Here is a 22,332-nt window from a genome sequence, read left to right on the forward strand (position 1 = left end):
AATTTCGTACTTTTGTATGTTTGCTGAAATTATATATGTCACAAGAAATAAATCCGATCTATTCCGAAGATAATATCAGAACCCTCGATTGGCAGGAGCATATCCGCCTGCGTCCCGGAATGTATATCGGGAAGCTGGGAGACGGTTCTTCCGCCGATGATGGTATCTACATTTTACTGAAAGAAATTCTGGACAACTCCATCGATGAGTTCAGGATGAAAGCCGGTAAAAGAATTGAAATAAAATTAGACGACGGTAAAGTTACAATCCGGGATTTCGGGCGTGGAATTCCGTTGGGAAAAGTAGTGGATGCGGTTTCTAAAATGAATACCGGAGGGAAATACGACAGTAAAGCCTTTAAAAAATCCGTAGGTCTTAACGGGGTGGGTACAAAGGCAGTTAACGCCCTTTCCGATTATTTCCGTGTCCGTTCTTTCAGAGACGGAAGGATGAAAGTTGCAGAATTTTCAAGAGGACTTATCACCGAAAACTTCGAGGAAAAAGATACATCAGACAGAAACGGAACGGAAATCTCCTTCATTCCGGACGCCGATATTTTCCTTCATTTTAAATTCAGAAAAGAGTATATCGAAAGAATGCTCCGCAATTATGCCTATCTTAATCCCGGATTAAAAATTCTTTTCAACGGAGAAACATTCTTCTCAGAAAACGGTTTGAAAGATTTGCTGGACGAGGAGCTGGAAAACGAAACACTTTACCCGATTGTTCATCTGAAAGATAATGATATTGAAGTTGCGATTACGCATACCGATAAATCGCAGACAGAAACGTACTTTTCATTCGTTAACGGACAGAACACAACACAGGGAGGAACGCATTTAAACGCTTTCCGTGAAGCTTACGTGAAAACAATCCGTGAGTTTTTCAATAAAAACTTTGATGCATCCGATGTGAGAAAATCTATTGTGGCAGCAGTTTCCATCAATGTAGAAGAGCCGGTTTTCGAATCTCAGACCAAAACAAAGTTAGGATCCAATGACATCGGACCGAACGGACCAACCGTAAGAACCTTCATCATTGACTTCCTGAAAAGTAAATTAGATAATTTTTTACATAAAAACCCTGAAGTTGCCGAAGCGATCCAACGAAAGATTTTAATCTCGGAAAGAGAAAGAAAAGAGCTTTCCGGAATTCAGAAATTAGCGAGAGAAAGAGCCAAAAAAGTTTCTCTGCACAACAAAAAGCTTCGCGACTGCAGACAGCACTACAACGATCAGAAAAATGAAAGAAAAGGGGAAACCCAGATCTTTATTACGGAAGGAGATTCTGCATCCGGATCCATTACAAAATCCAGAGATGTGGAAACTCAGGCGGTATTTTCTCTGAAAGGAAAGCCGTTAAATTGCTATGGTTTAACCAAGAAAGTAGTGTATGAAAACGAAGAGTTCAACCTTCTTCAGGCAGCTTTGAACATTGAGGAAAGTCTTGAGGATCTTCGATACAATCAGGTAATTATTGCCACCGATGCCGATGTCGACGGAATGCACATTCGTCTGCTGATGATCACGTTTTTCCTTCAGTTCTTCCCGGATCTGATTAAAAACGGACATCTTTACATTCTTCAGACACCGCTATTCAGGGTGAGAAACAAAAAAGAGACAAGATATTGCTATACAGAGCAGGAAAGAGTAAAAGCGCTGAATGAATTGGGAAAAAATCCTGAGATCACACGATTTAAGGGATTGGGAGAGATTTCTCCCGATGAATTCAAGCACTTTATCGGGAAAGACATCCGTCTGGAACCTGTTGTGGTAGGAAAAGATCAGACCATCGATCAGCTTTTGGAATTTTATATGGGAAAAAATACACCAGACAGACAGGTTTTTATTCTTGAAAATTTAGTGGTGGAAGATCCGGATATAGACAAAAAAGAAATATTGAGTGAGATCATAGATGAAAATTAATTAAAATTCTTATTTTAGAAAAACACAAAAACTCACAAACACATTTAATATGAGACTTAGTAACCGTAACAAAACTTCGGTCTACAGCTTCATAACTACCTTGCTGGCTATGCTGTTGGTCGGAGGTGTCGGAGCTTATATTCTGGAGGAATACAAATTTAAAATCCTTGGATGGGAAGGCGTACTGCTGATTATTGTTCCCGTATTTTTAATTGTATTTTTCTATCTTAACGGAAGGCAGATTTTTGAATATGACAGTGACGGAGAAGCGCTTCATTTCAGAAACCGGAATATCATTCCTTTTCTGCATAAGCCGCTAAGTGATGAATTCCCGAAGTATAAACTGCAGAAATTTGAGATTATTGATCTTTTCTTTATGAAAAGGCTTTACGTTACCATCTCAAGCAAAAACAGCGGTTCCACTACTTTAAGATATGAAATTTCATATCTTACCAAAAGAGAAATTAGTGATTTAAAAGTTTCCTTAAATAAGGTCGTTAAGGCCAATAAAGAGAAAAAGAGTTAATAAATTAAAGAATGACAGAAGAATACTCGCATGAAGGCGAAAGCTTAAAAAAAGTTTCAGGACTGTATAAAGACTGGTTCTTGGATTATGCTTCTTATGTAATTTTAGACAGGGCAATTCCATCGGTTTATGACGGATTTAAGCCTGTTCAGCGAAGGATCATGCATTCCATGCGGGAGCTGGAAGACGGACGTTACAATAAAGTTGCCAATATTGTTGGAAACACCATGAAATATCACCCTCATGGTGATGCTTCCATTACGGATGCGATGGTGGGAATCGGCCAGAAAGAACTTTTGATCGATACACAGGGAAACTGGGGAAACATCTACACCGGAGACTCTGCAGCGGCAGCAAGATATATCGAAGCCCGATTAACGCCTTTTGCACTCGAAGTGGTTTTCAATCCGAAAACAACGGAATGGGCAAAATCGTATGACGGCAGAAATAACGAGCCGATTGATCTTCCTGTAAAATTTCCACTGCTTTTAGCGCAGGGCGTTGAAGGGATCGGAGTCGGACTTTCAACCAAAATTCTTCCGCATAATTTTAACGAACTCATCAATGCTTCCGTAGCATATCTGAAAGGCAAAAAGTTTGAGCTTTTCCCCGATTTTATGACCGCGGGTTATCTCGATGTTTCCGAGTACAACGACGGACACAGAGGCGGAAAAGTAAGAGCCAGAGCTAAAATTTCCCCTTACGATAAGCATACCCTTATTATTACGGAGCTTCCGTACTCAAAAACAACAAGCGATCTGATTGATTCTATCATTAAAGCCAATGAAAAAGGAAAGATCAAGATCAAGAAAATTGAAGACAATACTTCCGATAAAGTTGAAATCCTGATCCATCTTCATAATGATGTTTCGCCGGATAAAACAATTGATGCTTTATACGCTTTCACCGATTGTCAGGTCACCATTTCTCCGAATGCCTGTGTAATTGTCGGCGATAAGCCGATGTTCATGAATGTTTCTGACATCCTGAAAATGAACACCGATCATACTGTTTCTTTGCTTAAAAAAGAACTGGAGATCGAGCTTCATGAGCTTCAGGAAAGCTGGCATTTTTCTTCACTGGAAAGAATTTTCATCGAAAACAGAATTTACCACGATATTGAAGAGGTAAAAACATGGGAAGATGTTCTGAAAACCATTGATGCAGGACTGAAACCTCATACCGGACATCTTTTAAGAGCCGTAACGGAAGAAGATATTTTAAAACTGACAGAAATCAGAATCAAGAGAATCTCAAGGTTCGATTTAGATAAATTTAAAGAAAATATTGCTGCGCTGGAAGGTAAGATTGAGCAGGTGAAACATCATCTTGCGAATCTTATTCAGTACGCGATAGATTATTATCTGAACATTCAGAAAAAATACGGTAAAGACAGACAGCGAAAAACCGAACTTCGAATTTTTGACACGATCGATGCAACAAAAGTTGCGGTTGCCAATGAAAAGTTCTATGCCAATTTCGAGGAAGGCTTTATCGGAACGTCTCTGAAAAAAGACCAGTATCTGTTCGACTGTTCAGATATCGACGACATCATTACCTTCCGAAAAGACGGAAGCATGAAAGTGGTAAAAGTGGAGGCAAAAACATTTATCGGAAAAGATATTCTCCATGTTGCCATCTGGAAGAAAAACGATAAAAGGACAGTCTACAATATGATCTACCGCGAAGGAAGAGAAGGACCTTACTATATGAAGCGTTTTTCCGTAACTGGTGTTACCCGAAATACGGATTATCCTTTAGCTTCGGATAAAAAAGGGTCGGAAGTGCTTTATTTTTCGGCAAATCCAAACGGAGAAGCAGAAACAGTGACGGTTCTTCTGAAACCCAATCCAAGGATCAGAAAAAATAAAATGGACATCGATTTCTCAGAACTGGCGATTAAAGGTCGTGATTCCAAAGGAAATCTGGTGACAAAATACTCCGTGAAGAAAGTGGATCTGAAGGAAGAAGGCGTTTCTACATTAGCACCGCGAAGAATCTGGTTTGATGATACGGTGAGAAGACTGAATGCAGACGGAAGAGGAACTTTACTGGGAAGCTTCAAAGGGGATGATAAAATTTTAACCATCAACACCAACGGAGAAGCAAAATTAGTTTCCTTTGATCTGGGAAACCGCTTCGATGACGAATATCTGGTGCTGGAAAAATGGCGTCCGAATCAGCCGGTAACCTGCATCTATTACGATGGTGAAAAAGATATTTATTTCATCAAACGGTTTTTATTTGAAAACACGCCGAATGTGCAGACTTTTATGCCTTCGGAACATTCGAAATCGTTCATTGAAAATGTAATTGTTGCCAACGGAGCCACTGCCGAAATTATTTTCGCAAAAGACAAAGGCAAAGAACGAGAGCCGGAAGAAGTGAATATCGATGAATTTATTGCCGTGAAGGGAATTAAAGCCATCGGAAACCAGTTTACCAAATTCAAGGTAAAATCCATCAATATCAACATTCCTGAACCTGTGGAAGAAGAGCCGGAAGTGTATGAAGATCCGGAGTCTATGGCGGGATTTGATGAAGACGGAACCATTGGAAACCTGTTTCAGAATGACGATAATACAGAACATTAAATGTTGAAAAAATGAATATTTTAATAGCAATCATCATCATAACCGCTGTTATCAGTTTTGCAGCTCCCATGGGAAGTGCCAACTTTGAGAAATATAAATTCAGTGTAGGCGCCATATTAAACAGGAAAGAATACATCCGTCTGCTTTCCTCAGGATTTCTGCATGCCGATATTATGCATCTGGTGTTTAATATGCTTACCCTGTATTTTTTCGGTCCTGTTGTTATTCAGGGATTTGGAAATTTAGGTTTTCTGATCATTTATTTCGGATCAATTTTACTTGGAAATATGTTTTCGCTATTTGTTTATCAAAGACAGCCTTGGTATTCAGCCATTGGCGCTAGTGGAGGAGTTTCGGGAATTTTGTTCGCCTCTATTGCCTTGATTCCGCATCTAGAAATCTATATGTTTTTTATTCCCATCGGAATTCCGGGATATATATTTGGTCTTGTGTATTTCAGCTATTCTGTTTATATGATGCTGAATCCGAATCACAACGATAATATCGGTCATGCCGCGCATTTAGGAGGCGCGTTTTTCGGACTTATTTATGCCGTTGTCAATCAGCCACAGGCGGCGATTGAAAATTCAATGTATCTCGGAATTATGTCGCTTCCTTTAATTTACCTGGGATATGAGATTTTTGTAAAGAAAAGAATAGGATAAGGATTTCTTACAGATAAATTTAAAAGCAATGGATCGTGTGTTTCATTGCTTTTTTATTGAACTTCAAGACAGATAAAAATTTTTAATTTTTTAATTAGCTAAACTACTTTTATATCCTGAGAATTGATTGTGATAGACTGAATTATGATAATAAAAGAATCAAAATCCACCTTAAAAGATTCATAATGAGCTAAAAAGCTTCAATTTCTAATGTTTTTGAGTGGAATTTTTTACTTCCTCCCAAAAACAAATCGATCATTTTCCGATAAATCTTTAATCAATGCTGCTTCTTCAAAATCAGTACAATATAAATCCAGTGTTTCTGAACCTAATTTCTGATTGATTTCCAAAAATAAAAGTCCGTTTTTATTCAGGTATTTTTTAGAATCTTCGGCAATTTTTCGGTAAAAAATCAATGCATCGGAAGTAGGAGAGAAGAGTGCCATGGTCGGTTCAAAACCTTTTACGGAATGTTCTATTTCCTGTTCTTCATCTTTTCCGATATAAGGCGGATTTGAAATAATGACATCAAAGTTTTCTTTTAAATCAAAATTCAGATAATCTGCATGAATGAAATTGATAGTAAGCTGATGAAATGCTGCATTTTTTCTGGCAACTTCCAGTGCTTTTTCAGAAAAATCGATAGAACTAACTTCCGCCTGCGGGAAATGTTTTTTTAAAACCAACGGAATGATTCCGCTTCCTGTTCCGATATCCAGAATTTTTAAACATTGAATATAAGACGTTGAACTTTTGATCTTTTTTATCGCAAATTCCAGAAGCTCTTCCGTTTCAGGACGGGGAATCAGCACATTTTCATTGACGAAAAATGTCATTCCGTAGAAATCTGTTTCGCCTAAAATATGTTGATAAGGTTTTGAAGTTTTTAGCTCATAAATAACTTCAAGAAGCCTTTTTTCATCATCTTTTAATAGTTCCTGATCCGCAGATCTTCGCTGCTGAAATGTATCAAACCCAACAATTTTTTCGATGAATACTGAGCTTAGAAATGCAGATTCCGAGTCTGTATATAAAGTGGAAAGTTCTGTTTTGAAGTAATTTTTTAGTTCTGAAATGGTCATTTTTAGACAATTATTTTAAATGGCTGCTGCTTTTAATCTCAATTTTTTCGCCGTTATCTTTTTCCAGAATATAATCTTCTTTGCTGAAATATGCCCATTGCAACAGCTCGCATTCCGTAAATTCTGATGCATTTTTACCATTGATCGATTTGATGTGATCTCCGATCTGTACGTTTTTTGCCGTAGAATTTTCGTTCATATTTTTTGAAATTACGGTGAGATTGCCGTCAATGAAAAAAGCTTTGGCATCCATTTGTTTTTTAGGAAGTAATGGTTTTCCGGACTGTTTTAAGTAGAAAGCATTTTCGTTAAAATTCATGATTAAAACATCTGAATACTGGCTGAAAAAATTAATACCAATTTTGGATTCCTTTGTTTTATTAATGGTTACCGGCAATTGACGGATTACAGTCTGATCCAGTTTTATTTCATCAACAAAAAAGGTGCTGTAAGATTCGGGATTTCCCAAACCGCTCAGTCCCATATTCGTAGAAATGAATTCATCGGCTTGATTTTTAGACTTTTTTTCATCAAAAATAGTATTCATGATGTCCGTATCTTTAGAATTAATTTCCATTACACCTGAAAATCCGGTATCTAACAGACAGTTTTTAAAGGTTTTGTTCTGAATGGTAAAATCAATTAAAGGTCTGTTGCTGTTATAGTAAACCGTCCATTTATGATAAGAGCGATCCGTTGGAAATGGTTTTTCTGAAATGTAAATCAGTTTTTTCGTAAAATCTATTTTCCAGTTGAATTTTTTAATGAAATCCTGTCCCAAAAGTAGCAGATTGGTGCAATACAAAAAAGGCATATCAAATGTAACGCCCTTTAGATTTTTTACTTCAAAATTTCCTATGGAAAGCGATTCTATTTTTATGCTTTTAATCTTTATCTTTTTGTTGCTGGAATCGTTGATGGTTTTATTGGAATCCAGAATTTCTACACCGGCAGTTTTATTATTGATAGAATTGCTTACGGAAACAGCGGCTCCCGTATCGAGCGCAAATTCTATCGTTTTTCCATTCACTTTTCCCGAAAATGTAAGCAGTTGCTTTTCCAGAGAAAAAGGGATAGAATCGATCTCTTTTTTTTGAGAATAACAAAAGGTAATGGTAAAGAAAAGCATTAAAAGCAAATAATTTTTTTTCATCATTTCAGTGTTTATCGTACAAAAACCAGTTTATTTTCAGTGGATTTTTCTTCATTAATGAGATAGCCTTCGTAGTTGAAAGCCTTCACATCATCCAAAGTCTGTGCATTGGTCTGTGCGCAAAATCTTGCGACTAAACCTCTTGCATGTTTTGTATAAACCACAATGGTTTTCAGTTTCCCCTCTTTCAGTTCATAAAAATCGAAATCAATAATTGGGTGATTCAGCTTTTTACGGTCAACCGCTTTAAAATATTCATTGCTTGCAAGATTCAGGAGGATTTCATTCTTTTTCATTTCAGAATTCAATTGTTCCGTTATCTTTTCTCTCCAGAATTCGTAAAGATTTTTATATTCGTCAAATTCAAAAGGTCTTCCCATTTCCAGCCTGTAAAGCATCACTTTATCCGAAGGTTTAAGCAATCCGTATAGTCCGGAAAGGATTCTCTGGTTTTTCTGAAGATAATCTACTGCATCTTTGTCTAATGTTTTGGCATCCAATCCTCTGTAAACCTCTCCTGTAAAGGCAAATAGAGCAGGGGCGGATTCTTTTGCAGAAGGTTTTGCTTTCCATTTTTGGTTTCTTTCCCAGTTTTCGTCCGCTAATTTGGCGGAAATTTCCATCAGCTCAGAAAGATATTTCGGAGATTTCTGTTTTAAATAAGAGTGTATAAATTCTGACTGTTCAATGAATTTAGGCGTTGTGGTTTTCAACAGGTCGGTTGAATTTTCCACATTCATTAATTTGGCAGGGGATGTAACTATTTTCATAATGTTAAAAGGCAGATAAATGTTTGAAATTGATAAGATTCATGATCATCAGTGAGACAAAATCGTACATAAAATGACACATGATTATAATCTTAATGTTAGAATATTTTTTATAAAACAAAGCAAAAACAACTCCAATGAAGAAAGGAATGATCACCTGACTTATCGTTCCATACGTCATGTGAAGAATTCCGAATAGAAAAGCGGAAACTGCAATGCCTGCGTATTGATTTTTATAAATTTTTTCAATTCTTGGCTGCATATAACCGCGCATCAGAAGTTCTTCCACCACTCCCGCTGTTAAGCAGGTAAAAATAATCAATGGATAATTGTTTTTAAAAATGAATGAAAGCTGTGCGATTTTATTACTCGTATTTTCGTGGGTGATGATTTTGATGAAAAGATTTAAAAAAGCTCCACCAACGGCACAAATTAAATAAAGACGGAGTATTTTTTTCAGATAAAATGAGAAAGAATAGTTTTGGTCTTTCCACAGCAGAAAAGATTGTTTTTCGATAAGGAAACTGTATAGAAAAGTAATTGCCAAAACCATCCAGAGCACCATTCTGGAATATAAAAATGCAGTTGCAGTAAAGGTTTTTTCTCCCGTCATCATCGTAATAAAAGGAAAAATATACAGCATTACTGCGGCGAGCAAAACAAATGTAAGAAGAATTCCTAAGGAATATTTTCCGTTCAGACTCATACTAAAAACCTTCAGTCATCATTTTAAATAAAAAGACAAAGCTTTTTTATAATTAAATATTTCCTTTTCCCTGACGGATAATTTCAGGTTCTCCCGAAGTAAGGTCTACAATTGTGGAAGCCATATTATCTCCATAACCGGAATCAATTACGATATCAACCAGATGATCGTATTTTTCGGCAATCAGTTCAGGATCGGTAGAATATTCAATGATTTCATCATCATCTTTTATGGAAGTGGAAGCTATGGGATGTCCCAGTTTTTCAACAATTAATTGTGGAATCGGATGATCGGGAACACGGATTCCGATTGTTTTGTGTCCTTTGTAAGCCAGCGGCAGACTTTTATTGGCATCCAGAATGAAGGTAAAAGGTCCCGGAAGATGGCTTTTCAGAAATCTGAAGATAGAAGTGTCAATTGGTCTTGTAAAATCCGAAAGATGGCTTAAATCATTACAGATAATAGAGAATTTTGACTTTTCGAGCTTTATTTTTTTGATCTGGGCAAGCTTTTCCATCGCTTTAATATCAAAAATATTACAGCCTAAAGCATAGACGGTATCGGAAGGATAGATAATTAATCCACCATTGTTTAAGGTTTTAATTACCTCATTGATAAGGTTTTCCTGAGGGTTGTCCGGATAAATTTTCAATATTTTTGCCATACCTCAAAGATACGAATATTAAAATAGTTTTCATGAAAGTCCTTTATTTAAAAGAAAAATTAGGAGTTTTAAAAATAATTCGTATATTTGCAGTCCAATATCGCGGGATGGAGCAGTAGGTAGCTCGTCGGGCTCATAACCCGAAGGTCATCGGTTCGAGTCCGGTTCCCGCTACTAAGACAGTGTTTTCGGTAAACACTCTAAAAATACACCGCGGGATGGAGCAGTAGGTAGCTCGTCGGGCTCATAACCCGAAGGTCATCGGTTCGAGTCCGGTTCCCGCTACTAAGTAAACGTTTGTCGGTAACGTTTTTAAAAATATACCGCGGGATGGAGCAGTAGGTAGCTCGTCGGGCTCATAACCCGAAGGTCATCGGTTCGAGTCCGGTTCCCGCTACTATTGTAAAGAGTATTGCAATTTTTTGTGATACTCTTTTTTATTTCTTTAAACCGTGAATTAGTAAATGCCGGTATGGCTTAATTTATGCAGGTATCATGATACACCATTAAATCATAATATCATGTATAAAAAAATTCTCGCAGGTTTGGGCGGAGCAATCGCGCTGAACCTTCTGCACGAAACCATCAGGAAAAACTTCGACAATGTCCCCGAAATCAATAAAGTGGGAGAGGAAGCTTTAAATAAAGCTTTGGCGAAAGCTGATGCCGAAATTACAGATCACGATAAACTGTATGCCGCAACCTTAGCCGGAGATATTATTGGCAACGGAATGTATTATGCAACTACTGCCACTACAGGTTTTAATATCTCTTCCGGATTGGCGATGGGAATCGGAGCCATTACACTTCCTCAAAAGATAGGTCTGGATGAAAATCCTGTTGCCGAAAGTACCCAAAAGAAAGTAATGACGGTGGCTTATTATCTTTTCGGAGCTATTGTTACTAAATTTATTTACGATAAAATCAAATAATCTACTATAAAAATTTTAAGGCGGTTTCAAAGTTAAGGCAATGCTGAATTATACTTTTGAAACCGCTTATTTTTTACATTTTTTTCAGGGAAGAAGCTTTATGAACGGCTGATTTTCCTGTTTTTTCGCTCATGACTTCGTATTGTGGTTCATCCTCTGTCGCTCTTCTCTGCCTATCCATAAATACAAAGTCTTTTTTATGAATTTTTGTAATCTTTCCGTGAGTTTCTCCGTTGCTGGAATTCCATCTCACCATATCTCCTTTTTTTAATGTGCTCATTTTTGTTTGGATTTGGTTGTGATGTACAATTCACTTATTATGCCATATTTTAAAGTTTATAAGAGAAAGATTTGGCTGCGCTTATTTAAATCAGATAAGTCACATAAGTTTTGTGAGTTATTTAAAAATAAAGATCACTTAAGAGAAAATCAAAGATTTTCATAAACTAATGTGTTCTTCTACGCTATATCCAGATCAATAAATTCTCATGTGACTTATGTGTTAAATTGAAATATCTCAAATTTTAAAATGAATAAAAAATTAATATGTTCCCCTATGCTTCATGCCGATCAAATGGAAGTTCATGTGATTTATGTGTTTAAATTAAAATTTACCTCCGAAAATAAAACTTTGAATTGTAAATTCATCATTAAATAAAAAATCCCGCTTAAAAAAGCAGGATTCCGTATCATTTAATTAAAAAAATAAATTATTGTGCTAACTGATTGAAAGGTGTAAGTGCATTATCATCAGCCATTGTCTGCCCGATAAAATCTTTCTTCTGATTTCCTTTCATTCTGTTGGCTGCATCATTTCCGTTAAAGAAAGACTCGCTTAGTTTTGTGGTGATTTCAGAAGGGTTAAACTCAAATTTTGTATCGCCGTCCACTCCAAGATATCCGTTCTTTCTTGTAAGATTCGTGATGTAGTTGTTATAGTTGATCAGAGTACCTCTGAACATATTATTGTGATATTCCATGCACTTCTTCGCTTTTTTGGAAGAATTGTTCAGGATGCAGTTGTTCATATTTCCTCTGTACAGTCTCCATTCAAGCTCTACTTTTCCGTATTCTTTTGCCAGAGCGGTTTTGCCGTTAGAAAGAATATTCGGATTGCTTTCTTTTTCACTGATCTCTTTTAGATGCTTGATCACTAATGGAACGGTATTTTCGATTTTAGTTTTAGCTTCACCTACCGCACTGAAATCTGCTGCAGGAGAACCTTTCTTTTGAGCGGTAGTAATGTTAAAAATAAGTAATAATAGTACAATTAATAAATTATATCTTTTCATGAGAAATTTTTAAAGCACTAAAATAAATATAATTTCCCGGTTTAGACAAATACATTTTAAATTTATTTAATAAAAATTAACAATTTTATAACGTAAGTGGTTCATTATTGTTAAAATGATGTTTTAAAACTTTTTATGAAAGTCATTTTTTATAATCATTCCCAAAAATTCTTATATATTTTTAATATCTTTAAGGTACACAACACACGATACTAAAATCACATTTTAAGGCTATGAATCATAAGATTGTTGCTTTTACTCTATTACTTACCACGAAGTTATTTTGTCAGCAGCTTACCTTACAGCAATGTATAGAAAAAGGAAAGCAGAATAATGTTGCTGTAAAACTGGCGGAACAGTCTTTGGAAACAAGGCAGAAAATAGCACAGTCCAGCAAAAACAATATTCTTCCCAAAGTCGATTTTCTTGGTGGATATAACTACATCGGAGAACCCATCAGAGTAAATCTTCAGCAGGTAAAAGACGGAATTGTGGAAGGTTCAGCCAGTCAGAGTGCCTATTCTGCCAATGCAGCTTATCAGCAGATCACAGGAAACCCGCTTCCGCAGCAGGTTCAGAATGTTATTTATCAGACTTCAAAAGATATCATCAGCGCGGTGTATCCCAATTACAATCCTGCCATTGCCAAACAGAGTTATTTTCTTGCCGGAATACTTGTAAGACAGCCGATTTATCTCGGAGGAAAGCTGAATGCTTCGAGAGAACTTTCGAAACAGCAGGTGGAAAGCGGGAAAGCCAATCTGGAATCTATTCAGAATCTAAATTCATATAATATTTCGCTAAACTATATTCAGATCATGTACCTCAATTCCATGATCAAAAAGCAGGAGAAAATGGCAGAAGCTCTGGAAAGCAATGAAAAGTATGCGCAAAATCTTCTGAAAGCAGAGATCATTCCGCCTTATCTTAAAAACTGGTCAGATATTGCCAAAATTCAGGGCGAAACTACTCTTAAAAATTTACGGCTTGAAAAGGAAAATACGTTACTGACTTTAAAAGATCTGATGGGAATTCCTCTTGATGAATCTTTGGAAATTAACGAAGAATTAAATGAAAATATTGAAGTCACCAGTTTTGGTTCCTCAGATAAAAATACCGATCTGAAATTATTACAGAGTAAGAAAAAAGAAGCACAAACCACGAACGATATTACAAAATCTCTGTCTAAACCCAATATTTTTGCCATTGGAAATTACCAGTTTTTCAGAAATGATCTTCCTTTAATCACGCCGCCGTGGTTAGTGGGCGTAGAAGTTCAGTGGACTCTTTTTGATCCTGAAAGGAGATCCAGAAATCAGGCTTCTGAATCTTTGGTGAAAGAGGCAGATCTGTTAATCGATCAGAAACAGAAATCGGTGGATCTTGCCGTCAGAATTTCTGAAAATAAACTCATCAGTTTTAAAGAGCAGAAAGAAACCTTGGATCTTGCGAGAAAACAGTCGTACACTACCACAGAAATGGTAAGAAAAAGAATGGAAAACAGCCTTTCTTCTGTAAAAGATGTAAACGATGCACTACAGCTTCAGTACGAGGCAGAGAAATTGTATTACACATCTTTGGTGGCTTATCAGACGGTGGTGGCAACCTATTTTTATATTACAGGAAACGTCGAAAATATTACCAATTACATTCCTTAAACAAGATGAAAAATTTTATAAAAAATTACTGGGCAGTATGTATTCCAATTGTTGTATTAGTCATCGCGCTGATTTATCTTCTTCAGAACAAATCTTCCGACAGCAGCAGCAAAGATGCGGTTATAGGAATGGTAGACGCTGAATTTGTGGACGTTTCGGCTTCACTTCCGGGTAGAGTTTTGGAGCTTTTGGTAAAGGAAGGCGATGATGTAAAGGAAGGACAGATTATTGCACAGATGAAAACCTCCGAGATCGAAAGCATACAGTCTCAGGTTTCAGAAGCGGTGAAAATTGCACAGAATCAACTGGATAAAGTAAATCGCGGAGTAGAACCGGAAGTATTGAAATCAGCCGAGAATTTACAGCAGATTGCACAACAGCAGATGGATCTGATGTCTAAAACGTACAGCCGTTTTCAGAATTTATATGCTGAAGGAGTAGTTTCCGGACAGGAACGCGACGTTATTTATTTCAAATACAAAGCAGCCCAGAAAGAACTGGAAACCGCCAATCTTAATGTTCAGCTTTTGAAAAGAGGAAACAATGAAGAGCTTAAAAACTCGGCACAGTCGGTTTTAAATCAGGCAAAAAGTGCGGATGAACTTACGCAGGAAATAAAAGACAATGCTTCTATAAAAGCACCTGCTTCCGGAATAATTTCTACGGTTATTGCCAAAAAAGGAGAAATGGTAAATGCAGGTTATCCGATGATGACGATTCAGAAAGATCAGTCTTTTTTTGTCAAATTTAATCTCCGTCAGAATCAGATGACGAAAATAAATAAAGGAAGTCTGGTGATCATGAAAATTCCCGGCTGTACGCCTGAAAAAGTTCAGGGAAGGGTGGCAGAACTGGCTCCGGCTTTAGGCTACGCAGACTGGGTTCCGGAAAAGCAGAACGGAGAATTTGAACTCAGAACGTTTCAGATCAAAGTAAGACCGGAAAACGCAGGTTCGATCAAAGGACTTCGTTCAGGAATGACGGCTCAGCTTATTTTTCAATAATTTAATTCACAAGAAGAACCTTGAAAACAATCAGCCAGATTATCATTCGGGAGTGGAAACGGATTTTTTCGATTCCGAATTTCTATGTGGTTTTACTGGTCATTCCGCCCATAATATTTCTTTTTTACGGATTAATTTACCAAAAGCAGTTTGCAAAAGAACTTCCGATGGCAGTTTGGGATGAAGATCAGTCTTCTGTTTCCAGACAGCTTACGGATATGATGGATCACAGCGATCTGATTCATATTACAGAAAAGGTTTCCAGCAATGCAGAAATAGAAAAATTAATGAAAGAAGGAAAGATTTTCGGAGCCGTACATTTTCCTAAAAATCTGGAGTCGGATGTTAAAAAAAATCATCAGTCGAACATTACTTTGTATACCAACGGAGCATATTTGGTTCCTGCAAAAATGATTTATAAAGGAGCGGCAGAAGTCATTATAAAAGGCGGTCTTGCCGTAGTTCTCCAGAAAGCAGAAAAGCAGGGAATGCCTGCTGGACAGGCAACAGCTTTGGTTCAGCCGATAAAACTGAATACCACAACACTTTATAATCCGGATTTTAATTATCAGATGTATTTAACGCCCGGACTGATTACGGTCGGTCTTCAAATGGCTTTGGTCGTAGCTTCTGTTTTAATTTTAAATCTTGAATTTAAACGGAATACGATTGATGAACTGTTGAAAATTTCCGCTTCTTCCTCACAGATCGTAGTCGGAAAAACACTTGCTCATCTTTGCATTTCATGGATTCTTTTTGTATTGGTCGCTTACATTGTATTTCCAGTTTTTGAACTGGGAAAACCGCAGACCGATTTCAATTTTTTCCTGATCTATACTTTAATGTCTTTAGCCTGCATCGGCATCGGAATGATGCTTTCCGCAATATCCAATAATCTGCTATTTGTAACCGATGTGGCTCTGTTTTTTACTTCTCCGGCTTTTGTGTTCAGCGGTTTTACATTTCCGCGCTGGGCGATGCCTTGGTACGATCAGTTTTATGCAGATATTATGCCTTATACGCACTTTCTGGATGGTTTTATTAAGCTTTATTTCATGGAGCTTCCTTTATCATATGCCATGCCTGAGATTTTTAAACTGCTGATTTTTACCGGAGTGACCTTTCCTTTAAACATTGTGTTTTTTCAGAGAAAAATTAATAACTATCTTAAAGAAAAGAGCGTATGAAGGAGATCATTGAAATATTTAAAAGAGAGCTTCGGAATGTTTCGAAAGATTCGAGTCTGTTTCTGATTTTGCTTCTCGCTCCGATTCTGTACGCGTTTATGTACGGAAGTATTTATTTAAACAAAGGTGAAGAAAAGGTAAAACTGGCGTTAATTGATGATGACGGAACCTCCATTTCCAGAACATTGACGCAGCAGTTTAATTCCACTTCCATGATTGAAATCGTTCCGGCTTCAAATATTGCCGAAGGACAGGAAAAAATGTATCGGGGTGAAGTTCAGGGGTATTTTTATATTCAGTCAGGATTCGAGAGAAATATTTTATCACAGAAACAGGCAAATGTGAATATGGTTCTCAATGCTTCCCGTTTTTTACCTTCCAGCGATTTACTCAGCACTGCTACAAAAGTATGTTTAACGGTTGGAGCAGGAGTGAGGAAAACGTACTTTAACAAAAAGGGAATGGGAGAAGACGAATCGATGAAAATGACCAATCCCATCAATATGGATTACCGTCCGCTTTACAACGCAAGTATGACGTATGGAGGATTCCTGTTGCCCGGTTTATTGGCGATTATTCTTCAGCAGACACTTCTGATTGGCGTTGCGGCCGCTTTTACTTCAGAAAGAGAAGAAAATAAACTGCTGAATCTTTATGAAATTTCAAAACAGAGCATTTCTAAAATGATTTTTGGGAAAAGCATTCTTTACTTTTTTGCTTTTATGATTTTCGGATTATTTTTCGCTGTAGTGAATTTCTCTGTTTTCGGAGTTGAAATTCGCGGAAAAGCTATTGATCTTGCGGTAATTTTTGCGTTATTTATTTCTACAATTATCGTTTTCGGAATGCTGATCGGTAGTTTTTTTAAGACGAAACTGTTTGCATTTCAGGTTCTTGTATTTTCCTCTTATCCGATATTTCTGATTACGGGATATTCAATGCCGTATCAGGCGCTGCCGAAATTTGTTCAGTTTTTGTCTGATGCTTTGCCCACGTCGCCGTTTTTAAAGACCTTTATTTCTATTGTACAATCCGGAGGTTCGCTTTCAGATAATCTTCCGTCGGTCATTCATCTTATTATTTTGTGGATCATTTTTGAAGGTCTTCTGATTCTGAGAATAAAATATCTGGTCAGTTCATCAATAACAGAAAATAAAAATTAGGAGTAATCTTTTTGGAGATCAACGGATTTTTAAAACCAGGCAAATAATTCTTCCAAAAATTTCTTTAACAAATTTTAATAAAATTTATTTAATTGATTATCAAATACTTATTTGTTTTAATCTTTTATCACTAAAAAAATAGTTGTTTGGATGAATTTTATTTCTACATTTGTATAACTAATTTCTTAGTGATATAAAATTTTCGTGAATATTTTTATGTCACGTTTAATGATAAAAATGAAAAGGATATGAAAATTCAGACTTTAACAAAAGCAGAAGAACAGGTGATGCAGTATTTATGGAAACTGGAAAAAGGATTTCTGAAAGACGTTCTTGATCTTTTCCCTGAACCGAAGCCTCACACCAATACCGTTTCTACCATTTTAAAAGTGCTGAAAGAAAAAGAATTTGTAGACTATAATGTATACGGAAGACAGCATGAGTATTTTCCGTTGGTTTCCAAGGAGCAGTATTCCGGAAAAACCATTAAAAGTCTGGTGAAAAATTATTTCAAAGGATCTTACAAAAGTGCCGTTTCTTTTCTGGTCGAAAAAAATGAAATGACAGTGGAAGATCTTGAGATGCTGTTAAACGAACTTAAAAAGAAAAACTAACCATGGAAACTGTACTTCTCTATTTCGGAAAAGTTATTTTATGTTCCGGTGTAACGTTTCTGTATTATCAGTTGTCTTTAAAAGACAAGACGTTTCATCACTACAACAGATTTTATCTTTTGTCTGCGATGCTCATTTCTTTATTGCTTCCTTTAATAAAGGTCGAAGACTTTACCATTGAAGTAAGCAATGACTTGTATAAGTTGATAGATCAGGTACAGAATTTTAATACAATTAAAAACTCAAACAATGATTACATTTATTTTAGAATTATTTTTTCGGCTTTGGGACTTGTTTCTTTCTATTTTTTAGGAAGATTCGTCTACGGGATTTTCAGAATCCAAAAGCTTAAAAGTCAGTTTCAGAAAGAAAGTTTCGACGGGATCAATTTTTACCATACAAACTTATCCGAAGCTCCTTTTTCTTACTTTAAAAATCTTTTCTGGAAGAATTCCATCACACTGAATTCTGATCTCGGGAAACAGATTTTGAAGCACGAAATGGTACATATTGAACAGAAACACTCCTTCGATAAAATTTTTATTGAGATTATTACCTCTGTTTTCTGGTTCAATCCTTTTTTTCATCTTATCAAAAAAGAAATTAGTTTAATTCACGAATATCTGGCTGATAAAAAAGCCGTAAAACAATCGGACACCAAAGCATTTGCGCAGATGCTTTTAGCAAGCCACTTTTCCGGAAACCAGTTGCCTGCAACCAGTCCGTTTCTTAGTTCAAATCTAAAAAAACGATTAAAAATGTTACAAAAACCTAAAACCAAATTCGGATATGCGCGTAGAATTTTTGCATTGCCGGTAGTATTTTCTGTTGCGTTTGCCTATTTAGTAAATGCCAAAAACCAAGAAATTAAAGCAACAAATATAGAAATTGAGAAAGCGGTTTCTCAGATTAAAAAAGGAGATAAAATTGTTATTAAAAAAGATACCATTACTCCAGATTCAAAAGATCGAATTGTCGTAAGTCCAAAGGTGTATAAAAAATCGGAAGACGACAAAAAAATAGCAGATTTAAGCAAAAAGATTCAGGAAAAAAGCCAGAATCTGAAAAGTTTAAAACCTGAAAGTGACGAGTACAACAAAAATCTCGAAGAAATCGGAAAACTATCCGGAGAAATCGGAAAAATTGCAAGTTCAAAAGATTTTCTGAAATCGGCAATGGTGATCCGAATGGACGGAAAAGATGTTAATATCAACGATTATTTTAAATCCAAAGAATGGAAAGATCAAATGAAAGAGCTGGAAGAACTTAATATTGAAATTCCTGATATTCCAGAAATGAATTTTGAATTTTCCGATGCTCCTCCAAGTCCTCCTAATGCGCCAAAAGCGCCAAACGCTCCAAAAGTAAAAGTATACTCTTTCCGTGATTCCAGAGATATGAAATGGTCGCCGGAATTTGAAAACAGCTTCAGTTTTTCCGAACCAAAAGTAAAAGAATCTGCGGCAATGGCTAAAAAAAGAGCGAAACTTGAGAAAGAAAGAGCCAAACTGGAAGAAAAAAGAGCCAAATTAGAGGGAGAAAGAGCTAAACTGGAAGCAGAACGAAGAGCATTGGACGGAAACAGAAAAGTGTACATTTATGGCAATACTTTCAGAGGTTTCCCGGATGAAAAAGTGTTCAGAATTCATGCAGACAATATTAAAATCGATAATAAAAATCAATCTGTTGTTGCTTCGGGCATCAAAAATCTAAACGGAGCGGGAGATATGAAGATCTATATTAACGGAAAAGAATCTACCAATGAAGAAATGCAGGCTCTGGATTCGAAAACCATTAAAAGAATGGATGTAAACAAAAGAAATGTAGACGGAAAGATGCAGGGCGAAATCCGAATTCAGACTAAATAATCAAGTTTTTTAAACTCTGCTGATTATTTCAAAGCTAAATAACAGCAGAGTCTTTTTTAAAATGCAGCTTATGAAATATAAATTACTCCTCTTTTTATTGGCAGGAATTCTTGCCAATGCACAGATCAACCGTTTTTTCTATGATTACAAATTCATTCCCGATTCCAATAATAAGGAAGACGTGAAAAGCGAAATGATGTACCTTGATATTGATAAAAATGGTTCGAATTATTACAGCAGAACAAAATTTGTCGCCGATTCCACTTCCAGAGCAGAACTGGAGAAGCAGATCAAATCATTTTCCGGAAATATCAGTGTTAGCAGAAGAGAAAATCCGGGACAGGTTTCATTCAAAGTAACCAAAAGTTATCCCGATTTTAAAACATATCTTTTCAGAAGTGTTTCTTCGGATCAGTATAAAATCAGAGAAGATCAGAAACCGGAATGGAAAATTTTATCTGACAAGCAGAAAATCGGGGAATACAATACACAGAAAGCAACCACAAGCTTTGGCGGCAGAGAATGGATTGCGTGGTTTTCTACAGATATTCCTTTTCAGGACGGACCTTATAAATTCTATGGTTTACCGGGGCTGATTGTTAAAATTGAAGATACTACAGGTTCCCACATCATGACTTTGGTTGGAAATAAAAAAGTTGCCCAAGCTGCTGCTTCAGAAAAAGAACCGGAACTTCCGCAAAACATCAGGGTTTTCGGAATGGGCGGAAAAGAGCTTGAAGTAACGGAAGATCAGTTCAGAAAAGCGTGGAAAGATTATGTAAATGATCCTGCTAAAAACATGAGGGAAATGATGATGAGGAATACCGATAATTCTAAGATGACTTTTAAAGTGAAAACTTCAGACGGAAAAGAAATCTCAGATCCTAATCAGGTTTTCAGGGAAATGGAAAAGAGAACAAAAGAATCTCTGGCAAAAAATAACAATCCTATTGAGCCGGATCTGGTAAAATAATAGGTTAAATATTTCTTAAAACAGGGCAAAAGTAATTTCTGCCCTGTTTTGTTTTTATTATCTTTAGAACTGCAAATCATAAAATATGACGGAAAAGGAAAAATGTGCAAAAGGACTTTTGTATAATGCCAATTACGATCAGGAACTTATTGAAGAAAGAATTAAAGTGAAAGATCTTTGTCAGGAATATAACCTCCTGAAAAATTCTGATGCTGAAGGAAGAGCGGCACTGCTTAGAAAGATTTTAGGCAAAACAAAACAGAATATCTGCATAGAACCCAGTTTCTGGTGCGATTACGGATACAATATTGAAGTGGGAGAGAATTTCTATTCAAATCATAATCTGGTAATTCTGGATTGTGCGAAAGTAACTTTCGGAGATCATGTTTTTATCGGTCCCAACTGTAGTTTTTACACCGCAAATCATCCCATAGATTTTAAACAAAGAAACGAAGGTCTGGAATCTGCTCATCCCATTACAGTAGGAGATAACGTTTGGTTCGGAGGAAATGTAGTGGTTCTTCCCGGAATTTCTATCGGAAATAACTCTGTGATCGGAGCGGGAAGTGTCGTAACCAAAGATATTCCGGACAATGTGGTTGCAGTGGGAAATCCTTGTAAAGTGGTGAAGAATATAATGAATTAAAAATTTAAACTAAATAAAAAATATTAATGAAGAAGATCATTATTGCGTTTGCGTTGCTATTGGGAATGCTGTTTAATGCTCAGAATAAACGTTTTGTTTATGAGTACAGATTTGTTTCAGATTCTACAAAAAAAGATGTAGCGATCACAGAATCGATATACCTTGATGTTTCTAAAAAAGGTTCGAAATTTTATAGCAGAGACAAATATATTTCAGATTCGTTGATCGAGGCTCAGTCGAAACATCAGAACGGAGATTTTTCTAAAATTAAGTTCGGAATGGTTCCTTACGTTGTTCAAAAATCTTATCCCGACTATAAGATTTTGTTTTTCAATCGTCTGGATATGGATGAGTACAAAGTTTCTGATGACAGGAAAATGGAATGGAAAATTTTACCTGAAAAAGAAAAAGTGGGTGAATTTAATGCACAAAAGGCAACAACGGATTTCGCCGGAAGAAAATGGACGGCTTGGTTTGTTGCCGATATTCCTATTCAGGACGGGCCGTATAAATTTCATGGATTACCGGGATTAATTGTAAAGCTGGAAGATCAAACGAACTCTCATTCTTATGTTTTAAAGGAAATTATAGATTTAAAAGATCGGGAATGGAAAAGTCAGGAAGAAAATCACAGATTCGGAGCATTGGTTCCTTTAAATCAGGAAAAATATAAAAAACAGTTTCTTGATTACCGGATCAATCCGACAAAAGGAATACGGCAGATGCTTTCCAGCGGAACCAAAATCATGATGACCGACGAAAAAGGAAATAAGCTGGATGTGGAAGACATGATTCGTCAGCGTGAAAGAAAAGTGAAAGAAGACAATGCAAAAGACAATAATCTTCTGGAACTGGATTTACTGAAATAATAATTACGGCGCGGAAACGAAGTTTCCGCGCCGTAATTTAT

At 36.4% G+C, this 22,332-nt stretch carries 21 protein-coding genes and 3 tRNA genes; 17 read left to right on the top strand and 7 right to left on the bottom strand.

Annotation, left to right across the window (positions count from 1 at the left end; genetic code table 11):
• Positions 1 to 35 precede the first annotated feature (35 nt).
• The 4 genes from BW951_RS00200 to BW951_RS00215 are packed head-to-tail and all read left to right on the top strand — an operon-like array spanning position 36 to position 5,710.
• Complete coding sequence (locus BW951_RS00200) at positions 36 to 1,925, top strand: DNA topoisomerase IV subunit B (protein WP_076389885.1); 1,890 nt, start codon at positions 36 to 38, stop codon at positions 1,923 to 1,925.
• A 49-nt stretch (positions 1,926 to 1,974) separates the two neighbouring features.
• Entirely contained in the window at positions 1,975 to 2,451 is a 477-nt protein-coding gene (locus BW951_RS00205; protein WP_076389887.1) for a hypothetical protein, read from the top strand.
• A gap of 11 nt (positions 2,452 to 2,462) precedes the next feature.
• Positions 2,463 to 5,045 (top strand): DNA gyrase/topoisomerase IV subunit A, encoded by a 2,583-nt coding sequence (locus tag BW951_RS00210; RefSeq protein WP_076389889.1) that lies wholly within the window; start codon positions 2,463 to 2,465, stop codon positions 5,043 to 5,045.
• A gap of 11 nt (positions 5,046 to 5,056) precedes the next feature.
• Positions 5,057 to 5,710 (top strand): rhomboid family intramembrane serine protease, encoded by a 654-nt coding sequence (locus BW951_RS00215; RefSeq protein WP_076389891.1) that lies wholly within the window; start codon positions 5,057 to 5,059, stop codon positions 5,708 to 5,710.
• Between the two features lie 230 nt (positions 5,711 to 5,940).
• Here BW951_RS00215 and prmC read toward each other — a convergent pair whose 3' ends face one another.
• From prmC to BW951_RS00240, 5 genes are read right to left on the bottom strand one after another with little or no spacing between them, the layout of a single operon-like run.
• Positions 5,941 to 6,792 carry a peptide chain release factor N(5)-glutamine methyltransferase gene (prmC, locus tag BW951_RS00220; RefSeq protein ID WP_076389893.1) on the bottom strand — a complete coding sequence of 284 codons (852 nt, stop codon included), beginning with the start codon at positions 6,790 to 6,792 and terminating at the stop codon, positions 5,941 to 5,943.
• 10 nt (positions 6,793 to 6,802) lie between these two features.
• A complete protein-coding gene (locus BW951_RS00225) occupies positions 6,803 to 7,945 on the bottom strand; it encodes an aspartyl protease family protein (protein ID WP_076389895.1) in 1,143 nt (380 codons plus the stop codon).
• 11 nt (positions 7,946 to 7,956) lie between these two features.
• The gene (yaaA, locus tag BW951_RS00230) at positions 7,957 to 8,715 is read right to left on the bottom strand and encodes a peroxide stress protein YaaA (RefSeq protein WP_076389897.1); all 759 of its coding nucleotides are present in this window, start codon (positions 8,713 to 8,715) and stop codon (positions 7,957 to 7,959) included.
• 4 nt (positions 8,716 to 8,719) lie between these two features.
• On the bottom strand, positions 8,720 to 9,421 hold the full coding sequence (locus tag BW951_RS00235) for a CPBP family intramembrane glutamic endopeptidase (RefSeq protein ID WP_076389899.1): 702 nt from the start codon (positions 9,419 to 9,421) through the stop codon (positions 8,720 to 8,722).
• 52 nt (positions 9,422 to 9,473) lie between these two features.
• Positions 9,474 to 10,085, bottom strand: coding sequence for an L-threonylcarbamoyladenylate synthase (locus tag BW951_RS00240; protein WP_076389901.1), 612 nt, complete (start codon positions 10,083 to 10,085; stop codon positions 9,474 to 9,476).
• A 101-nt stretch (positions 10,086 to 10,186) separates the two neighbouring features.
• Between BW951_RS00240 and BW951_RS00245 the strand changes: the two genes are divergently transcribed.
• The 4 genes from BW951_RS00245 to BW951_RS00260 all read left to right on the top strand — a co-directional run bounded on the left by BW951_RS00245 (position 10,187) and on the right by BW951_RS00260 (position 11,017).
• Positions 10,187 to 10,259 (top strand) — tRNA-Met (locus BW951_RS00245).
• A gap of 38 nt (positions 10,260 to 10,297) precedes the next feature.
• A tRNA-Met gene (locus BW951_RS00250) sits at positions 10,298 to 10,370 on the top strand.
• A 39-nt stretch (positions 10,371 to 10,409) separates the two neighbouring features.
• A tRNA-Met gene (locus tag BW951_RS00255) sits at positions 10,410 to 10,482 on the top strand.
• A gap of 124 nt (positions 10,483 to 10,606) precedes the next feature.
• Positions 10,607 to 11,017 (top strand): hypothetical protein, encoded by a 411-nt coding sequence (locus tag BW951_RS00260; protein WP_076389903.1) that lies wholly within the window; start codon positions 10,607 to 10,609, stop codon positions 11,015 to 11,017.
• A 73-nt stretch (positions 11,018 to 11,090) separates the two neighbouring features.
• Here BW951_RS00260 and BW951_RS00265 read toward each other — a convergent pair whose 3' ends face one another.
• The gene (locus BW951_RS00265; protein WP_076389905.1) at positions 11,091 to 11,297 is read right to left on the bottom strand and encodes a hypervirulence associated TUDOR domain-containing protein; all 207 of its coding nucleotides are present in this window, start codon (positions 11,295 to 11,297) and stop codon (positions 11,091 to 11,093) included.
• Positions 11,298 to 11,727: 430 nt separating this feature from the next.
• Positions 11,728 to 12,309, bottom strand: coding sequence for a hypothetical protein (locus BW951_RS00270; RefSeq protein ID WP_076389907.1), 582 nt, complete (start codon positions 12,307 to 12,309; stop codon positions 11,728 to 11,730).
• Between the two features lie 233 nt (positions 12,310 to 12,542).
• On the opposite strand from BW951_RS00270, the gene BW951_RS00275 reads away from it, so the two are divergent.
• The 9 genes from BW951_RS00275 (at position 12,543) to BW951_RS00315 (ending at position 22,291) form a co-directional block, all read left to right on the top strand.
• On the top strand, positions 12,543 to 13,967 hold the full coding sequence (locus BW951_RS00275) for a TolC family protein (protein ID WP_084196322.1): 1,425 nt from the start codon (positions 12,543 to 12,545) through the stop codon (positions 13,965 to 13,967).
• Between the two features lie 5 nt (positions 13,968 to 13,972).
• The gene (locus BW951_RS00280) at positions 13,973 to 14,971 is read left to right on the top strand and encodes an HlyD family secretion protein (protein WP_076389909.1); all 999 of its coding nucleotides are present in this window, start codon (positions 13,973 to 13,975) and stop codon (positions 14,969 to 14,971) included.
• A gap of 20 nt (positions 14,972 to 14,991) precedes the next feature.
• On the top strand, positions 14,992 to 16,158 hold the full coding sequence (locus BW951_RS00285) for an ABC transporter permease (RefSeq protein WP_076389911.1): 1,167 nt from the start codon (positions 14,992 to 14,994) through the stop codon (positions 16,156 to 16,158).
• A complete protein-coding gene (locus BW951_RS00290) occupies positions 16,155 to 17,321 on the top strand; it encodes an ABC transporter permease (RefSeq protein ID WP_076389913.1) in 1,167 nt (388 codons plus the stop codon). Before BW951_RS00285 ends, BW951_RS00290 begins: the two co-directional genes overlap by 4 nt.
• Positions 17,322 to 17,569: 248 nt before the next feature.
• A complete protein-coding gene (locus BW951_RS00295) occupies positions 17,570 to 17,935 on the top strand; it encodes a BlaI/MecI/CopY family transcriptional regulator (RefSeq protein ID WP_076389915.1) in 366 nt (121 codons plus the stop codon).
• 2 nt (positions 17,936 to 17,937) lie between these two features.
• A complete protein-coding gene (locus BW951_RS00300; RefSeq protein ID WP_076389917.1) occupies positions 17,938 to 19,803 on the top strand; it encodes a M56 family metallopeptidase in 1,866 nt (621 codons plus the stop codon).
• Between the two features lie 70 nt (positions 19,804 to 19,873).
• Positions 19,874 to 20,776, top strand: coding sequence for a GLPGLI family protein (locus BW951_RS00305; protein ID WP_076390525.1), 903 nt, complete (start codon positions 19,874 to 19,876; stop codon positions 20,774 to 20,776).
• An 85-nt stretch (positions 20,777 to 20,861) separates the two neighbouring features.
• On the top strand, positions 20,862 to 21,422 hold the full coding sequence (locus BW951_RS00310) for a sugar O-acetyltransferase (RefSeq protein ID WP_076389919.1): 561 nt from the start codon (positions 20,862 to 20,864) through the stop codon (positions 21,420 to 21,422).
• Between the two features lie 26 nt (positions 21,423 to 21,448).
• The gene (locus BW951_RS00315; protein WP_076389921.1) at positions 21,449 to 22,291 is read left to right on the top strand and encodes a GLPGLI family protein; all 843 of its coding nucleotides are present in this window, start codon (positions 21,449 to 21,451) and stop codon (positions 22,289 to 22,291) included.
• The last annotated feature ends 41 nt before the right edge of the window (positions 22,292 to 22,332 follow it).

This window comes from Chryseobacterium gambrini (assembly GCF_900156825.1).
Taxonomy (GTDB): Bacteria; Bacteroidota; Bacteroidia; order Flavobacteriales; family Weeksellaceae; genus Chryseobacterium; species Chryseobacterium gambrini.

What these genes read in the sequence shown, in the direction of transcription:
- BW951_RS00270 (WP_076389907.1), bottom strand. Translation starts at nt 12,309, where the DNA reads ATGAAAAGATATAATTTATTAATTGTACTATTATTACTTATTTTTAAC.
- BW951_RS00260 (WP_076389903.1), top strand. Translation starts at nt 10,607, where the DNA reads ATGTATAAAAAAATTCTCGCAGGTTTGGGCGGAGCAATCGCGCTGAAC.
- BW951_RS00295 (WP_076389915.1), top strand. Translation starts at nt 17,570, where the DNA reads ATGAAAATTCAGACTTTAACAAAAGCAGAAGAACAGGTGATGCAGTAT.
- BW951_RS00200 (WP_076389885.1), top strand. Translation starts at nt 36, where the DNA reads ATGTCACAAGAAATAAATCCGATCTATTCCGAAGATAATATCAGAACC.
- BW951_RS00310 (WP_076389919.1), top strand. Translation starts at nt 20,862, where the DNA reads ATGACGGAAAAGGAAAAATGTGCAAAAGGACTTTTGTATAATGCCAAT.
- BW951_RS00215 (WP_076389891.1), top strand. Translation starts at nt 5,057, where the DNA reads ATGAATATTTTAATAGCAATCATCATCATAACCGCTGTTATCAGTTTT.
- BW951_RS00265 (WP_076389905.1), bottom strand. Translation starts at nt 11,297, where the DNA reads ATGAGCACATTAAAAAAAGGAGATATGGTGAGATGGAATTCCAGCAAC.
- BW951_RS00210 (WP_076389889.1), top strand. Translation starts at nt 2,463, where the DNA reads ATGACAGAAGAATACTCGCATGAAGGCGAAAGCTTAAAAAAAGTTTCA.
- BW951_RS00315 (WP_076389921.1), top strand. Translation starts at nt 21,449, where the DNA reads ATGAAGAAGATCATTATTGCGTTTGCGTTGCTATTGGGAATGCTGTTT.
- BW951_RS00275 (WP_084196322.1), top strand. Translation starts at nt 12,543, where the DNA reads ATGAATCATAAGATTGTTGCTTTTACTCTATTACTTACCACGAAGTTA.
- BW951_RS00225 (WP_076389895.1), bottom strand. Translation starts at nt 7,945, where the DNA reads ATGAAAAAAAATTATTTGCTTTTAATGCTTTTCTTTACCATTACCTTT.
- BW951_RS00235 (WP_076389899.1), bottom strand. Translation starts at nt 9,421, where the DNA reads ATGAGTCTGAACGGAAAATATTCCTTAGGAATTCTTCTTACATTTGTT.
- BW951_RS00290 (WP_076389913.1), top strand. Translation starts at nt 16,155, where the DNA reads ATGAAGGAGATCATTGAAATATTTAAAAGAGAGCTTCGGAATGTTTCG.
- BW951_RS00300 (WP_076389917.1), top strand. Translation starts at nt 17,938, where the DNA reads ATGGAAACTGTACTTCTCTATTTCGGAAAAGTTATTTTATGTTCCGGT.
- yaaA (WP_076389897.1), bottom strand. Translation starts at nt 8,715, where the DNA reads ATGAAAATAGTTACATCCCCTGCCAAATTAATGAATGTGGAAAATTCA.
- BW951_RS00205 (WP_076389887.1), top strand. Translation starts at nt 1,975, where the DNA reads ATGAGACTTAGTAACCGTAACAAAACTTCGGTCTACAGCTTCATAACT.
- BW951_RS00305 (WP_076390525.1), top strand. Translation starts at nt 19,874, where the DNA reads ATGAAATATAAATTACTCCTCTTTTTATTGGCAGGAATTCTTGCCAAT.
- BW951_RS00240 (WP_076389901.1), bottom strand. Translation starts at nt 10,085, where the DNA reads ATGGCAAAAATATTGAAAATTTATCCGGACAACCCTCAGGAAAACCTT.
- BW951_RS00280 (WP_076389909.1), top strand. Translation starts at nt 13,973, where the DNA reads ATGAAAAATTTTATAAAAAATTACTGGGCAGTATGTATTCCAATTGTT.
- prmC (WP_076389893.1), bottom strand. Translation starts at nt 6,792, where the DNA reads ATGACCATTTCAGAACTAAAAAATTACTTCAAAACAGAACTTTCCACT.